Annotated in this window: 14 protein-coding genes and 1 riboswitch; of the genes, 9 read left to right on the top strand and 5 right to left on the bottom strand. The window is 66.3% G+C overall.

The genetic code is table 11. From position 1 onward, the window contains the following. Window positions 1-320 (bottom strand): DUF3499 domain-containing protein (locus ACAM49_RS06765; protein WP_369634573.1); only part of this gene is annotated, 320 nt, incomplete at its 3' end. Between the two features lie 85 nt (window positions 321-405). Here ACAM49_RS06765 and ACAM49_RS06760 point away from each other — a divergent pair. Continuing rightward, window positions 406-885 carry a metallopeptidase family protein gene (locus tag ACAM49_RS06760; protein WP_218003375.1) on the top strand — a complete coding sequence of 160 codons (480 nt, stop codon included), beginning with the start codon at window positions 406-408 and terminating at the stop codon, window positions 883-885. An 88-nt stretch (window positions 886-973) separates the two neighbouring features. Here the strand turns inward: ACAM49_RS06760 and ACAM49_RS06755 are convergent, their stop codons facing one another. Next, window positions 974-1234 (bottom strand): WhiB family transcriptional regulator, encoded by a 261-nt coding sequence (locus tag ACAM49_RS06755; protein WP_167333465.1) that lies wholly within the window; start codon window positions 1232-1234, stop codon window positions 974-976. Between the two features lie 598 nt (window positions 1235-1832). On the opposite strand from ACAM49_RS06755, the gene cofD reads away from it, so the two are divergent. The 3 genes from cofD (at window position 1833) to ACAM49_RS06740 (ending at window position 4858) form a co-directional block, all read left to right on the top strand. After that, on the top strand, window positions 1833-2792 hold the full coding sequence (gene cofD / locus ACAM49_RS06750) for a 2-phospho-L-lactate transferase (protein ID WP_369634580.1): 960 nt from the start codon (window positions 1833-1835) through the stop codon (window positions 2790-2792). Window positions 2793-2919: 127 nt separating this feature from the next. Beyond that, entirely contained in the window at window positions 2920-4266 is a 1347-nt protein-coding gene (locus tag ACAM49_RS06745) for a coenzyme F420-0:L-glutamate ligase (protein WP_369634579.1), read from the top strand. A gap of 73 nt (window positions 4267-4339) precedes the next feature. Beyond that, window positions 4340-4858, top strand: a complete 519-nt coding sequence (locus ACAM49_RS06740; RefSeq protein ID WP_369634572.1) for an NUDIX hydrolase — start codon at window positions 4340-4342, stop codon at window positions 4856-4858. A 213-nt stretch (window positions 4859-5071) separates the two neighbouring features. On the opposite strand, the gene ACAM49_RS06735 is transcribed toward ACAM49_RS06740, so the two are convergent. After that, window positions 5072-6211, bottom strand: coding sequence for an IS30 family transposase (locus tag ACAM49_RS06735; protein WP_369634571.1), 1140 nt, complete (start codon window positions 6209-6211; stop codon window positions 5072-5074). Between the two features lie 291 nt (window positions 6212-6502). After that, on the bottom strand, window positions 6503-6757 hold the full coding sequence (locus ACAM49_RS06730) for a hypothetical protein (protein WP_369634570.1): 255 nt from the start codon (window positions 6755-6757) through the stop codon (window positions 6503-6505). Window positions 6758-7162: 405 nt separating this feature from the next. Between ACAM49_RS06730 and tnpB the strand changes: the two genes are divergently transcribed. Beyond that, window positions 7163-8539, top strand: coding sequence for an IS607 family element RNA-guided endonuclease TnpB (tnpB, locus tag ACAM49_RS06725; protein WP_369634569.1), 1377 nt, complete (start codon window positions 7163-7165; stop codon window positions 8537-8539). 63 nt (window positions 8540-8602) lie between these two features. Next, window positions 8603-8770, top strand: a riboswitch (FMN riboswitch). 77 nt (window positions 8771-8847) lie between these two features. Further along, window positions 8848-9294 carry a 6,7-dimethyl-8-ribityllumazine synthase gene (locus ACAM49_RS06720; protein ID WP_369634568.1) on the top strand — a complete coding sequence of 149 codons (447 nt, stop codon included), beginning with the start codon at window positions 8848-8850 and terminating at the stop codon, window positions 9292-9294. 79 nt (window positions 9295-9373) lie between these two features. Here ACAM49_RS06720 and ACAM49_RS06715 read toward each other — a convergent pair whose 3' ends face one another. Beyond that, on the bottom strand, window positions 9374-10717 hold the full coding sequence (locus ACAM49_RS06715; protein WP_369634567.1) for a cation:dicarboxylase symporter family transporter: 1344 nt from the start codon (window positions 10715-10717) through the stop codon (window positions 9374-9376). Between the two features lie 128 nt (window positions 10718-10845). Between ACAM49_RS06715 and ACAM49_RS06710 the strand changes: the two genes are divergently transcribed. The 3 genes from ACAM49_RS06710 to ACAM49_RS06700 all read left to right on the top strand — a co-directional run bounded on the left by ACAM49_RS06710 (window position 10846) and on the right by ACAM49_RS06700 (window position 14471). Next, window positions 10846-12399: an ATP-binding protein gene (locus ACAM49_RS06710; protein ID WP_369634566.1), complete on the top strand. Its 1554-nt coding sequence runs from the start codon at window positions 10846-10848 to the stop codon at window positions 12397-12399. Next, window positions 12396-13109 (top strand): response regulator, encoded by a 714-nt coding sequence (locus tag ACAM49_RS06705; protein WP_369634565.1) that lies wholly within the window; start codon window positions 12396-12398, stop codon window positions 13107-13109. Before ACAM49_RS06710 ends, ACAM49_RS06705 begins: the two co-directional genes overlap by 4 nt. Window positions 13110-13307: 198 nt before the next feature. Further along, window positions 13308-14471: an alkane 1-monooxygenase gene (locus tag ACAM49_RS06700; protein ID WP_369634564.1), complete on the top strand. Its 1164-nt coding sequence runs from the start codon at window positions 13308-13310 to the stop codon at window positions 14469-14471. Window positions 14472-14590 lie beyond the last annotated feature (119 nt).

Raw genomic sequence — 14590 nt, 5'->3', positions numbered from 1 at the left:
GGGGCGTAGTCGGTGTAGCCGCGCGGATCGGGTTCCGGTGTGCGGCGGCGGGATCCGGCCTCGCGGACCGCCTCGGCCAGGGCGGTCAGATCATCGTCGTCGGGGGTGGAGCTGGAAAACCCGCCCTCGTGACGGACCAGCTCCCATCCCTTGGGGGCGGTGATCCGGGAGGCGTGTGTTTCACACAGATCCCAGGAGTGCGGTTCGGCGACCGTGACCAGCGGACCCACGACTGCCATCGAGTCGGAGTACACATAGGTCAGCGTCGCGACGGCCGGGTTTTTGCAGCCTGGACGGCAGCAACGACGCATGGGGATCACGCCATGCAGGGTAACCCCCCTCACGCCCCGCCGGTAGCGGGACACGCTCAACGACACCCGCCCGGCTAAGGGTTAGATTCAAGGTATGACCCGTTCACGTAAGAGGCGGCCGCCCACCGCGCGGTCGGTCATCCGCCGCGGGCGGGGTGTGCGCGGGCCCATGCTGCCGCCGACGGTCCCGGCCCGGCGCACCCGCGGCCAGGAGTTCGACCGGCTGGTGCTGGAGGCGTTCGCGCCGCTGGAGAGCCGCTGGCACGAACAGCTCACCAAGCTCGACATCGCCGTCGACGATGTGCCGAAAATCCGCCCGCTGCACCCGGATTCGGTCACCTGGCCCGACGAGGTGGTGGCCGACGGCCCGGTGCCGCTGTCGCGCCTGATTCCGGCGGGCGTGGATCGCTACGGCATGGCTACCCGTGCCCGGGTCGTGTTGTTCCGCAAGCCATTGGAGCTGCGGGCGCAGGATCCCGACGATCTGGTCGACCTGCTGCGCGAGGTGCTCGTGCAACAGATCGCGACCTACCTGGGCGTGGAGCCCGACGTGATCGACCCGGAACCGGAGTAGACAACTCCGGGGCCCTACCCCGAACTACGTTCCGCAGCAACTGGTTTCGTCAGTTCGGGGTACCTCATCGGGTACGCCGGGATTACTACTAGATGATGCCGCGCTTGAGGCGGCGGCGTTCACGTTCGGACAGGCCGCCCCAGATGCCGAAGCGCTCGTCGTTGGCGAGGGCGTATTCGAGGCACTCGTCGCGCACCTCGCAGCCCAGGCAGATGCGCTTGGCCTCTCTGGTGGAGCCGCCCTTCTCCGGGAAGAACGCCTCCGGGTCGGTCTGGGCGCACAGCGCCCGCTCCTGCCACTGTTCGGCCTCGGTCATCATGCGACCGCCGCGCGAGAAAGTGTCGAACATATCCTCGGCACCGGTGACGATCAGGCTCAGCCGCGGTGGTTCGGGCTGGTAGGCGGCTCGCGCCCACTGTCCGCCCCCCGGCCGCGCAGTCGTCATCGGTTCACCCCCCTCGTATCCGTTCCGGTCATCGGCGCAGAAGTCAGGTGCTGCGCCAGTCGTGGAATCGGTTTGCGATACACCGCCCGGAATGCCCGACGGGGCCAGCTCTTCGGCCATCGCTCCGCCTCCTCACTGTGTGTTAGCGCAGAATGATTAATCCGCCGGAGCCGATCCCACCGACGGCCCAACACCGCGGCGTAGTCCCGCGGCCATCCCCGAGCTTGGGTCATCCCGGTGCGAACAGTTGTTCGAAAACCCGTCCGCGCCTTGCACTCTCACGCGGACCCGGAATGACATGCCTGTGATTAGACACGCCGGGAGCGGCGATGGTCAAGCTGCCGAAGCAATTCCGTTACCATCTCCGGCCCCTCTTACCCGCGTTCCCGCAGATCAAACAGCAAATTCATAGCAAATGATCTGTTATCGGGCATCCGGGGCCGAACGCATAGGCTGTGCGGATGTGACTCGAGAACAAGCGGACACGGCGCCCGGCACCGGCCTGCGGATTGCCGTACTGGTCGGCGGAGTCGGCGGCGCGCGGTTCCTGATGGGCGTGCGCGAACTGCTGCCCGGAGCCGACACCACGGCCATCGTCAATGTCGGCGACGACGTCTGGATGCACGGCCTGCGCATCTGCCCTGACCTGGACACCTGCATGTACACCCTGGGTGGCGGCATCGACCCCGAACGCGGCTGGGGGCACGCGAACGAGACCTGGAACGCCAAGGAGGAGCTCGCGAAATACAACGCTCAGCCCGATTGGTTCGGGTTGGGGGATCGCGATATCGCCACCCATCTCATCCGCACCGAAATGCTGCGTCAGGGATACCCGCTCTCGGCGGTCACCGAGGCGCTCTGCAATCGGTGGCAACCGGGTGTGAAACTGCTCCCGGCAACCGACGATCGGTGTGAAACGCATGTAGTTATCGGGGATCCGGAGAACCCTGGCGAACGCCGCGCGATCCATTTCCAAGAGTGGTGGGTCCGCTACCGAGCTAACGTCGAGACCCATGGATTCGTGACTATTGGGGCAGATGCTGCGAAACCGGCTCCAGGTGTGACGGAAATCATAGAGTCCGCTGACGTGATCCTGCTGGCCCCTTCCAACCCCGTGGTGAGCGTCGGAGCGATCCTTTCGGTTCCGGGCATACGCGGCGCACTACGCACAACGGACGCCAAGGTGATCGGCCTGTCGCCGGTGATCGGTGGAAAGCCGTTGCGCGGCATGGCCGATGAATGTCTGTCGGTGATCGGGGTAGAGACCACCGCCGAGGCCGTCGGTAACTACTACGGCGCCCGCTCGGCTACCGGAATCCTGGACGGCTGGCTCATCCACACCGGCGATACCGCGGATGTCCCGGGCGTCGAGGTGCGGGCGGTGCCGCTGCTCATGACCGACCCGGCCACCACCGCCGAAATGGTTCGCGAGGCTCTCGACATCGCGGGTCTGAAACCATAAGTGCGGCAGGAAGAATCCGTACAGATCGGCCACGCGACCGCGGGCCGGACGAATACGACATCTCGGGAGTGACAGCGTGACAACGGAACCGGGCGCACCCGGCGGTGCGCCGCACGGCGGTGAGACGGTGCCGCGGGGCGATCACGCCTCCGGCGGAGAGCTGCGGATCCTGCCGGTGCTCGGCCTGCCCGAGTTCCGGCCCGGCGATGACATCGCGGAGGCCATTGCGGCGCAGGCGCCTTGGCTGCGCGATGGGGATGTGCTGGTGGTGACCAGCAAGATCATCTCGAAGGTCGAGGGCCGCATCGTCGCGGTACCGGCGGATCCGGACGAACGCGACGCCGCACGTCGACGACTCGTACTCGAGGAATCGGTGCGAGTGCTGGCGCGCAAGAACCGCACCCTCATCACGGAGAACAAACTCGGCATCGTGCAGGCCGCGTCGGGCGTCGACGGCTCCAACGTGGAGCAGGGCGAATTGGTGCTGCTGCCACAGGATCCCGACGCTTCCGCCAAGGCGCTGCGCATGGAGCTCGCCGAGCGGCTCGGGGTGCAGGTCGCAGTGGTCATCACCGACACCATGGGCCGGGCCTGGCGTAATGGCCAGATCGACGCCGCCATCGGCTCGTCGGGGCTGCGCGTGCTGCACGACTACAACGGCGCGGTGGACGGCCAGGGGAATGAACTGCACGTCACCCTGGTCGCCGTCGCGGATGAGCTGGCGGCGGCCGCGGATCTGGTGAAGGGCAAGATGGGCGGCGTGCCGGTCGCCGTGGTGCGGGGCCTCGAATACACCGACGACGGTTCGACCGCCGCGGGCCTCTTGCGCGTGGGCGAAGAGGACCTGTTCTGGCTCGGCACGGAGGAATCCGTTGAACTCGGCCGCAAACAGGCAGTGCCGCTGCGTCGTTCGGTGCGGCAGTTCGCGGACACCCCTGTCGAGCCCGAGCTCATCCGGGAGTCGGTGGCCGCCGGGCTGACCGCCCCGGCCCCGCATCACACCCGTCCGGTGCGCTTCGTCTGGCTGCGTGATCGGGCGCGGCGCGAGCGACTGCTCGAGGCGATGGCCGAGAAGTGGCGCGTCGATCTGACCGCCGACGGCAAGGCCCCCGAGAGCATCGAGAAGCGGGTCGCGCGTGGCCGCATCCTGTTCGACGCTCCCGAGGTGATCATCCCGTTCTGCGTTCCGGATGGCGCGCACGACTATCCGGACGAAACGCGCACGGCTGCGGAGAAGACCATGTTCACCGTGGCCGTGGGCGCGGCGGTGCAGGGACTACTTGTTTCGCTGGCTGTTCGTGGTGTCGGCAGCTGCTGGATCGGGTCCACCATCTTCGCGCCGGAGGTCACTCGCGAGGTGCTCGGACTCGAATCGGACTGGAACCCCTTGGGTGCCATTGCCATCGGCTATCCGCTCGAGGAGATCGCGCCGCGCGAGGCGGGCGATCCCGGCATCGGCCTGGTCGAGCTGTGAGGCGGATCGGCGTGGGCGGGTCCGGCCATAGCGGAGGTCCGATGGCGGCTGCTCGTCGTATGGCGGTGGTCCGGTGAGCGCGGAGTCATTGCACAAGTCGGCGGTGGAACTGCTCGAAACCTGGGCCCCGGCAACGGGTCCGGAGGCTTCAATCCGGGAGGCCATGCTGGCCTTCCTGGGTTCCGCGCCGCGCGGCTGCCTGCGCGAGCACGCGGCCGGGCATATCACCGCCTCGGCCATCGTGTTCTCCCACGACGAGCGCGAGGTACTGCTGACCCTGCACCCGCGGGTGGGGCGGTGGATCCAATTGGGCGGGCACTGCGAGGAATCCGACGATTCGGTCGCGGTGGCCGCGCTGCGCGAGGCCACCGAGGAGTCGGGGATCGAGGGGCTGGTGCTGGAGCCGGGGCTCTACGGCGCGCAGGCGCATCCGATCACCTGTTCGCTCGGGGTGCCGACTCGCCACCTGGATCTGCTGTTCAAGATCGTGGCTCCGGAAGGCGCTGTGCCGGTGCGGAGTTCGGAGTCGACCGACCTGGCCTGGTGGCCTCTAGACAATCTGCCGACTGATTCCGACGTCCTGCTGCGCTGATCAGTGCCCCAGGCGTGTTGGCCGAAGCGGTATACACCTGATCTCTGCCGACTGGCCTGGAAGGCGGCCATCGCCGTGCCAGCACTGGCAGGACTGCCTATTGTCTTACAGGCCACCAAATTCACACGGCAGGCATCCGTCTGTCACAACGCAGTCGCTGAATAAGCCCGGAGCGTCGTCCGAACGCACTATATTGCCTGCGGGTTCAGGCGGTCATCGCAACACTTCGTTGAGTGCTTCTGATGGTGTGCGGAAGCCGAGGGTTTGTCGAGGGCGTCCGTTGAGTTCGTCGGCGATGGCGTCGAGGTCGTGCTGGGTGTAGTGGCGCAGGTCGGCGGCGCGGGGAAGGTATTGGCGGACAAGGCCGTTGGTGTTCTCGTTGCTGCCGCGCTGCCAGGGACTGTTGGGGTCGCAGAAGTAGACCGGGACGCCGGTGGCGACGGTGAAGCGGGCATGTTCGGCCATTTCGAAGCCTTGATCCCAGGTCAGGGTCCGTCGCAGCGCGGCCGGCAGGGTGACGATCTTGGCTGCCAGGGCCGCGGCGACGAGGTCGGCGCGTTTGCCGTCGGGCAGCGACACGAGCATCAGGAACCGGGTGGATCGTTCGACGAGGGTGGCGATGCAGGAGGGGCCGTGGCCGCAGAGCAGGTCGCCTTCCCAATGGCCGGGCACTGCCCGGTCGGTGGCTTCGGCGGGACGCTGCGAGATGGTGAGCACGCCGCGGCGCTGGCCTCGGCCGTCGGGCTGGCGGGCGACGCGGGGGCGGCGGGTGGAGCGTGGTTTGCGCAGGTAGTGGGTCAGTTCGTGGCGCAGGTCGCCGCGGGCCTGGATGAACAGGGCCCGGTAGATCGTTTCGTGCGACACATATCCCATGCTGCGCTGCGGATTCCGGCGCAGCCAGCCCGCGATCTGCTGCGGCGACCAGCGCTGCGCCAGCCGCTCGGCCACCACCGCGGCCAACTGCGGATTCCGCGACAGTTTCGTGGGTTTCGGGCGCACCGCTCGCGCCCAGGCTGCTTGATCGGCGGTCACGGCGCGATAGCCGAGACGCCCGCCGTTGCCTGCGACCTCCCGAGAAATCGTCGAGGGCGCCCGGCCTAAACTTCGGGCGATGCCACGCAGTGATTGCCCGGCGGCCAGGCCACGGGAAATCTGTTCTCGTTCAACCGGACTCAACCGCAGCTGGCCGCGTCGTCGCGGCACCGGCCGCACTCCACCGCAGCGTTTGAGCAGGTCCCGCACGGTCGAGGGATTGCGGCGCATCTCCCGGGCCAGCACCTTCACCGCCTGCCCGGATCTCCACCGCCGCCAGACTTCGTCGACCTCGGCCGCCGACAAAGGTGTCCTCGTCATCACGCATCACCTGTTTCGCCTGAACAAAACCAGTGTTGCGCTGACCCATTGAAACCACACCGATGAGCGCGCTCTGAACTGGCCATGGGTCGCACTGCGATTGCCCCGTCAGAGCTGTCTACTAGCCTCCTGTTCGGAACGGTCAGCGTGACACATCGGGAAGATCAACCGGCAGTATCGATCTGGTACTGGTCGAGCATCGTGGACGGCCGTTTCCTAGTGCTGCCCGGTCTGTCCATCACCAAGGCAGTCTGCTGCAGGCCCCGGGATCACCGGGACCTCTGAGAGCCCTTACAACCCGGAAATCTCCTTGGCCTTTGCGATCGCCCACAGCAGCAGATCAACGGGAACCTCGTTGACGTCCAGGCTCACCACCGCATCGGTCCATGACCCGTTCCCCTCGTCCGGGTCCGGGACTGCAATGGCGAAGTGGGAGCCACGCCTGGGTATGGCCGGGTCGGTGAACTCGAAGACTCGCCGATCGACGCTGATATCGCTGAAATCGGTGATCTCTATCTGTCGCCCTTGAAAGGTATTGCCGGTCATGCTTTCCAAGCCCCAATCAGTTCACTGACATGGAAATGGTCCCGACGATCAGCTGCCCTTGATCCCTGGTGAGCCATGCAGACCACCTCGGAACAGGACCGCCAGGAAACGCGCGGGTGACAGTCTGTCTCAACGATGGCTACGAGCGCGAATACCCGCTCTTGCCGCATAGCGCGCTGATTGAGTCGGCCACAGCCCGGAAATTGGAAGATGTACGGGCAGAGCGCCTCAGGGCCACCGAAGGTGCACGCTCATATCAATGAGCGGCCTGAGTGCAAGTCGGGCGACCTTGCCGGCGAGTTCTACCCATGGATCGATTCGAAAACCTGTGCGAGAGTGATGCTGGACCGCTAGATTAGGCGAGTGACGACCGCCAGGGCTGCTAACGGTGCTCCGCGGAACAGCGTGATTCAAGCGTACCGGTACGCGCTGGAACCAACTGCGGCGCAGGAACAAGCGCTGCGATCACATTGTGGGGCACAGCGCTTTGCGTACAACTGGGGTCTGTCCTTCGTTCGTGCGAATCTCGAGACACGTGCTGCCGAGGCCTCTTTTGGTCCGACCGATGATCAGTTGACTCCTGCAGTGGAGTGGTCAGCTTATGGCCTTCGTAGGGCGTGGAACCAAGCCAAGGCTGAGGTTGCGCCCTGGTGGGCCGAGAATTCGAAAGAAGCCTACGGGTCGGGGCTTGCGAATGTGGCTACTGCACTGAAGAACTGGAGCGATTCTCGAGATGGGAAGCGTGCCGGGCGGCGGGTCGGGTTTCCCCGTTTCAAGAGCCGACGCGCTGTGTGGTCATGTCGATTCACCACCGGCAGCCTGGGTTTGGTCGATGCAGACCGCCGACACATCAAGCTGCCGAGGATCGGGGTGGTACGCACGGGCGAATCCACGCGCAAACTTGCTCGCCACCTTGACCGTGGCAGCGGTCGGATTCGTTCGGCAACTGTGTCTTTGCAGGGCGGCCGTTGGTTCGTAGCTTTCTCGGTCGAAGTTGTCCGCGCGGAGCCGGTTCGCGTGCAGTCAGGTGAGACAGTTGGGGTGGATTTGGGGGTGAAGTCGTTGGCGGTGTTGTCCAACGGCCGAGTGGTCCCCAATCCGGAGTATCTCGTTCGTGCACAGGCCAGAATTCGTCGCCTGCAGCGCCGCGCCGCGCGTCGTCGAGGTCCTGATTCCAAGACCCGCACCATGCCGTCGAACCGCTGGCGGAAGACTCAAGCGAAGCTCGCACGCTTGCATGTCAAAGTTGCCAACGCACGTCGTGATGGACTGCATAAGCTGACCACCGAACTGACCGACTCCTACCGCACGGTGGTGGTAGAAGACCTGAATGTGGCTGGTCTGCTGGCGAATCGGCGCTTATCAGGACGCATAGCCGATGCCAGCTGGGGCGAGTTTCGACGACAGCTCGACTACAAGAGTCGTTGGCGTGGAGCGACATTGCAGGTGGCGGATCGTTGGTTCCCGAGTTCGAAGCGGTGTTCGGCGTGTGGCGTGGTGAAAGCCAAGCTGCGCCTGCGCGACCGGACGTTCTCTTGCGACGAGTGCGGACTCGTGCTCGATCGTGATCTCAACGCCGCCCGTAATCTGGCGGCTCTAGTCGAGATCGAAACGTCCACGGCGAGTTGCGCCGGGACGGAAAAAATGCCCGCTGGAAACCCGCGTAAGACCTCCTCGGGGGCTATGGGTATCGCCACGGGAAGATCCCGGGCCCCTTCGGACCCGGGTCAACGTCGCGGATGTGAATCCGTGGCTCAGGATCTGGCCTTGCCGATTTCCTGAACGGTGGAATTCCCCACCGGGCCTACGAACCAACGCTACTTCGGTGCTAAGGTCCGAACTTGTACACGTTCTCAGGGCGGGGCGGAAATCCCCACCGGCGGTGATGGCTTCCAGACCTTCTGGGACGCACGAGCCCGCGAGCGCCAGGCGATTCCTCGGAAGGCCTGGGTCGAGCAGATTCCGGTGTGATCCCGGAGCCGACGGTCACAGTCCGGATGAAAGAGAACGCGGCACCGGCCGGTCCGCATCGTCGGACGGGTCTGTTCGCGTCTATGCCCTGGGTGACATCGCGAACAGGAGGAATCCCCATGTCACCCAATCCGAATCGCATCGCCCTCGTCGCCGCGCAGTGGCACAGCGAGATTGTCGAGAAGGCCGTGGAATCCGCCCGCAAGGGCCTGCTCGATCGTGGCTACGCCGAGGTCGACGTGATCCACGTGCCCGGCGCGTTCGAGATCCCGTTGCAGGCCAAGCGATTGGCGACCGGTGGCCGCTATGCCGCGGTCGCGGGCGTCGCACTCGTGGTGGACGGCGGCATCTACCGCCACGATTTCGTGGCCTCGACCGTCGTCGACGCCTTGATGCGGGTCCAGCTCGAGACCGACGTGCCGGTGTTCTCCGCGGTACTCACTCCGCACCACTTCCACGAGCACGGTGAGCATCTCACCTACTTCTCCCGGCACTTCGAGGTGAAGGGCGCGGAGCTGGCCAATGCCATCGCCGCGACCCTGGCGCTGGACGCGGTCGGCGTCTAGCACCAGGGTCTGTGCGGGTTCCGTCGGCGCGACGGGGGGTTAACGCGCCGGCGGTCCCGGTTCCGCCTGGGGGTTGGGGTCAGGCTGGAACCAGGTTCTTTTCGGGTTCGGCGGGCGCGTGGTCCTCGACCATGCTGGCCTCGTCGAACGGGATCTCGCGGTTGAGCACCGCGGTGACGCGGGCCGGATCGATGGTCTTGGTCCAGGTGCCGACCAGCAGGGTGGCGACCGCGTTGCCCGAGAAGTTGGTCAGCGCACGGGCTTCCGACATGAACCGGTCGATGCCGACGATCAGGCCGACGCCGTCGAGCAGTTCGGGCCGGTGGCTCTGCAGCCCGCCCGCGAGGGTGGCCAGGCCCGCGCCGGTGACGCCGGCCGCGCCCTTGGAGGCGACGATCATGAACAGCAGCAGGCCGATCTGCTCGTGCCAGGACAGCGGCTTGCCCATGGCGTCGGCCACGAACAGGGTGGCCATGGTCAGGTAGATGGCGGTGCCGTCGAGGTTGAACGAATACCCGGTCGGCACAACCACACCCACGGTGGTGCGGTCGACGCCGACATGCTCCATCTTGGCGATCAGGCGGGGCAGCGCCGACTCCGAGGACGAGGTGGCGAAGATCAGCAGGTACTCGCGGGCCAGGTAGCGCACCAGCTTGAAGATGGACGTGCCCGCGACGACCCGCAGCAGGATGCCCAGCACGCCGAAGATGAACACGATGCAGGTCAGGTAGAAGGCGACCATCAACAGCGCCAGCTGCTTGACCGCGTCGAGCCCGGTGCGCGCCACCACGTTCGCCATCGCGCCGAACGCGCCGATCGGGGCCAGCCACAGGATCATGGTCAGGATCCGGAACACCAGCTTCTGCACCGAGGCCACGCCGCGCAGGATCGGCTCGCCCGCACTGCCCATGGCCTGGATGCCGAAGCCGACCAGCAACGCCACGAACAGCGCCTGCAGCACCTTGCCCGAGGTGAGCGAGGACAGCAGCGTGGTCGGGACGATGTCCTGCAGGAACTGCCAGGTGCCGCCCGCCGCCTTGGCGTCGGTCGCGTACTTGGTGACCTCCTTGGCGTGGGCCGCCACGTTCAGGCCCGAACCCGGGTGCAGCAGATTGCCGACCAGCAGGCCGATGCCCAGCGCGACCGTCGACATGACGAGGAAGTAGCCCAGCGCCAGGCCGCCCACCTTGCCGACCTTGGCGGCCGCGCGCACCGAGCCGATGCCGAGCACGATGGTGCAGAAGATGACCGGGGCGATCATCATCTTGATGAGGTTCACGAAGAGCGTGCCGAGCTCACCCACGCTCTTGCCGAAACCCGGAGCCAGCCAGCCGACCAGAATGCCCGCGATGACAGCCGCGATGACGGCCAGGTAGAGCCAGTGGGTACGGTCCCTGCGCTGTGGTGTTGTCGTTTCGCTCATCTCGTCGTGCCTCCGGGTCGCTGCCCGCGCGACGGTTCTCCACACGGGTGATCGGGAAGAATCATGGTCTGGACAGTGACGGGGGTCACTGTTTCGTAAATTATGTTCATGAAGTACCCGGAGGAGTCGTGAGAGGTCGGAGTCGGGCGCGGCGCACCCTCGCCGGGCAGGTCTTCGTGGTGCAGGTGCTGGTGCTGGCCGTGGTGATCGCGGCGGGCGCGGTGCTGGCGGTGCTGCAGACGCGCCGGGTGCAGGACGACGCCACCCGGGCCGAGGTCACCGATACCGCGGTGGCGGTCGCACAGTCGCCCTCGACGCTGGCCGGGGTGCGCAGCCCGGATCCGACCGCGCTGCTGCAGCCGGTGACCGAGGCCATCCGCAAGTCCACCGGCATGGATTTCATCGTGGTGATGGCCCCGGACCGGACCCGCTACACGCACACCGAGATCGATCGGATCGGGAAACCGTTCAGCGGCAATATCGATCGCGCGCTGGCGGGGGAGACGTTCACCGAAACCTATGCCGGGACACTGGGACCCTCGATTCGGGCGGTGACGCCGGTGCGTGACGCGGACGGGCGCATCGTCGCGCTGGTGTCGGCCGGGGTCACGCGCACGCATATCAGTGATCAGGTGCGGGCGCAGTTGCCGCTCATCCTGCTCGCCGCCGGGGGCGGGCTGCTACTGGCGACGCTGAGCTCGTTGCTGTTGCGGCGCAGGCTGTTACGGCAGACGCACGGGCTGGGGCCGAGCGAGCTGCGGGCCATGTACGAGCATCACGACGCGGTGCTGCATTCGATCCACGAGGGGCTGCTGGTCTTCGATAAATCGGATGAGACCGCCGAGGTGGTCAATGATCAGGCGCGTCTGCTGCTGGACCTACCCGACGGGCCGATCAAGCGCTCGGACCTGCCGGTGTCGTTGCAGCGCTTGGGAACCGGCGTGGTCCGCGACGAGATGCACGTGACCCCCGACCGGGTGCTGGTGGTCAACCAGGACGTCGTCGAGCACGACGGCCGCCGCATCGGCACCGTGCTGACCCTGCGCGATCACACCGAATTGCGGGACGTGCTGGGAGAATTGGATTCCGTGCGCGGCTTCGCCGAATCGCTGCGCGCCCAGGCGCACGAGGCCGCCAACCGGCTGCACACCGTGGTCACCATGGTCGAGCTGGGCCGCCACCGGGAGGCGGTGAACTTCGCGACCGCGGAACTCGAACTGTCCCAGGTCCTCATCGACCGGCTCACCGGCGCGGTGGCCGAACCGGCGGTGGTGGCGCTGCTGCTGGGCAAGGTGGAGCAGGCCGCCGAGTACGGTGTCGAGCTGACCGTCACCGGCGACACCCTTCTTGACAGCACCGATCCGCTCAGCCCGCACGAGATGGTCACACTGCTGGGCAATCTGATAGACAACGCGCTCGACGAGGTCGGGCACGATGAGGACGCGTGGGTGGAAGTGACTGTGCGACGGGATGAATCGGAGCTGTTCGTGCGGGTGGCCGACAGCGGGCCGGGCATGTCCGAGGAGCTGTTCACCCGCGCCACCGAGCGCGGGTACTCCACCAAGACCGACCATCACGGGCTGGGCCTGGCGCTGGTGCGGCGCCTGGTAGCGCGGCACGCCGGTGAGCTGCGGGCGCGGCGGGAACCGGAGTCCGCGGTGATCGTGAGGTTCCCGCGATGAATCCTCGGGGGCAGAAACCGATTCGGGTATTGATCGTCGAGGACGAGCCGAAAATCGCTGCGGCACACCGCTCTTATGTGAATCGGCTGACCGGTTTCGATGTGGTGGCGGTGGCGCACACCGGACGCGACGCCGTTTCGATCGCGAAAAGGTCACAATCTTCCGGCGTCCCCGTTGATTTGGTGCTGATGGATATCGGCTTGCCGGATATGAGCGGCCTCGCCGTCGCCGCCGCGCTGTCGGGGCTGCGGCCGCGACCCGATGTCATCGCCGTCACCTCCGCCCGCGATCTGGCCATGGTGCGCGCGGCCGTCTCGCACGGCGTGGTGCTGTATCTGTTGAAGCCCTTCACCTTTGCCGCCTTCCGCGACAAATTGGAACGCTATCTCGAATACCGGGCGGCCCTGCCGGCCGGGGAGACGGCGGTCTCGCAGCTGGATATCGATCGCGCCTTCGGGGCGTTGCGCACGCCCGACCAGCGCGCCACATTGCCGAAAGGCATTGCGCCCCAGACCATGGACGAGGTGTCGCGCGCGGTGCGGGGCGCGGCGGACGGGCTCTCGGCCGGCGAGGCCGGGCGCGCGGTGGGCGTCTCCCGGGTGACGGCGTGGCGCTACCTGGAGCGTCTGGCCGAAGACGGCGTGGTGGAACGGCGAACCGACTACGGTCGAACCGGCCGCCCACAGGTGCGATATGTGTGGTTGCGCTGACAGGGGTCACGCCACCGGTTTGCCAATGGGGTCAAGGTGACTGGTGCCACATGCGTCGGTGCCGCAGAACCGACTGCTCATGATGTAACGGTTGCCACCTTTGGGGGCGACCAGGTGCTGTAACAGGGACTAAGTTCCAAGATATGTAGCTGCGAAGTTCGACGAGGTTCGAAGAGGTTTCTGATTAGCGGGGCAAAAGTGCAATTGGTTGGCAAACGGTCGGGTTCGCCGGATCCGAAACGCCACCTGTGGGTGCTGGGGCTCGTCGCACCCGCGTCGGCGTTGTTGCCGTCCCAGCTGGTGCTCCATACCAAGCTGACGGTGTTCTGGTGGATCGGACCGATCATCGTTCTGATCGTGATTCCGGTGCTGGACTGGGTCGTCGGGGAAGACGGCACCAATCCGCGCGACGAAGACTACGAACTACTCTCCAACGACCGGTTCTACCGGTGGTGTACCTACGCGTTCCTGCCGGTGCAGCTGGTCGGGCTGATCATCGCCGCCTACATGTGGGCCGGCGACGACCTGTCCATCCCGAACAAGCTGGGCCTGGCGGCCACCCTCGGGTTCGTCAGCGGCATCGGCATCAACGCCGCGCACGAGCTCGGGCACCGGGTCGAGAGCCTGGAGCGCTGGCTGTCGAAGATCGCGTTGGCGCAATCGGCCTACGGGCACTTCTTCGTCGAGCACAACAAGGGCCACCACGCCCGCGTCGCCACGCCGGAGGATCCGGCCAGCGCGCGGATGGGGGAGTCGCTGTGGGAGTTCCTGCCGCGCAGCGTGATCGGCGGCTTCCGCTCGGCAATCCACCTGGAGGGCGAGCGGCTGCGGCGCAAGGGGCATCGCTGGTTCAGCGTGCACAACCACATTCTGCAGGCGTGGTCGATGACGGCGGTGCTGTTCGCCGGGTTGCTGGGGATTTTCGGATGGCGGATTCTGCCGTACCTGCTGCTGCAGGCGGTGATCGGCGCGGCGCTGCTCGAAACAGTCAACTACGTCGAGCACTACGGGCTGCTGCGGCGGCGTCGGCCCAACGGCAACTGGGCGCGTTGCTCGCCGCGCGACAGCTGGAACAGCGATCGGCTGGTCACCAATATCTTCCTGTTCCACCTGCAGCGGCACAGCGACCACCACGCCAATCCTGGACGCAGGTACCAGACGCTGCGCACCTCCGAGGAGGCGCCGCAGCTTCCGGCGGGCTACGCCACCATGATCCTGCTCGCGTTGTTCCCGCCGCTGTGGCGCTACATCATGGATCCGCGCCTGCTCCAGCACTACGCGGGCGATGTCAGCCAGGCCAATATCCAACCCCGTAAGCGGGAGCGCATCCTCGCCGAGTACGAGTACCGGACCGCCGCCTGAGGCGCGATTTCGGAATCGACAAACCGGGGCCGACGTGCGTACGCTGTACGCACGTCGGCCGTCGCGTGGGGGTTCCAGGCCGGACCGACTAGCCTTAGCGCCAAGCCAGCCGACCCATG

The sequence above is a fragment of the Nocardia sp. JMUB6875 genome (assembly GCF_041154655.1).
Taxonomy (GTDB): domain Bacteria; phylum Actinomycetota; class Actinomycetes; order Mycobacteriales; family Mycobacteriaceae; genus Nocardia.
The sequence above is the reverse complement of the archived record's forward strand: the minus strand, read 5'-3'. Positions and strand labels throughout refer to the sequence as shown.

What these genes read in the sequence shown, in the direction of transcription:
- ACAM49_RS06755 (WP_167333465.1), bottom strand. Translation starts at nt 1,234, where the DNA reads ATGTTCGACACTTTCTCGCGCGGCGGTCGCATGATGACCGAGGCCGAA.
- ACAM49_RS06720 (WP_369634568.1), top strand. Translation starts at nt 8,848, where the DNA reads ATGTCACCCAATCCGAATCGCATCGCCCTCGTCGCCGCGCAGTGGCAC.
- ACAM49_RS06705 (WP_369634565.1), top strand. Translation starts at nt 12,396, where the DNA reads ATGAATCCTCGGGGGCAGAAACCGATTCGGGTATTGATCGTCGAGGAC.
- ACAM49_RS06715 (WP_369634567.1), bottom strand. Translation starts at nt 10,717, where the DNA reads ATGAGCGAAACGACAACACCACAGCGCAGGGACCGTACCCACTGGCTC.
- ACAM49_RS06730 (WP_369634570.1), bottom strand. Translation starts at nt 6,757, where the DNA reads ATGACCGGCAATACCTTTCAAGGGCGACAGATAGAGATCACCGATTTC.
- ACAM49_RS06735 (WP_369634571.1), bottom strand. Translation starts at nt 6,211, where the DNA reads ATGACGAGGACACCTTTGTCGGCGGCCGAGGTCGACGAAGTCTGGCGG.
- ACAM49_RS06760 (WP_218003375.1), top strand. Translation starts at nt 406, where the DNA reads ATGACCCGTTCACGTAAGAGGCGGCCGCCCACCGCGCGGTCGGTCATC.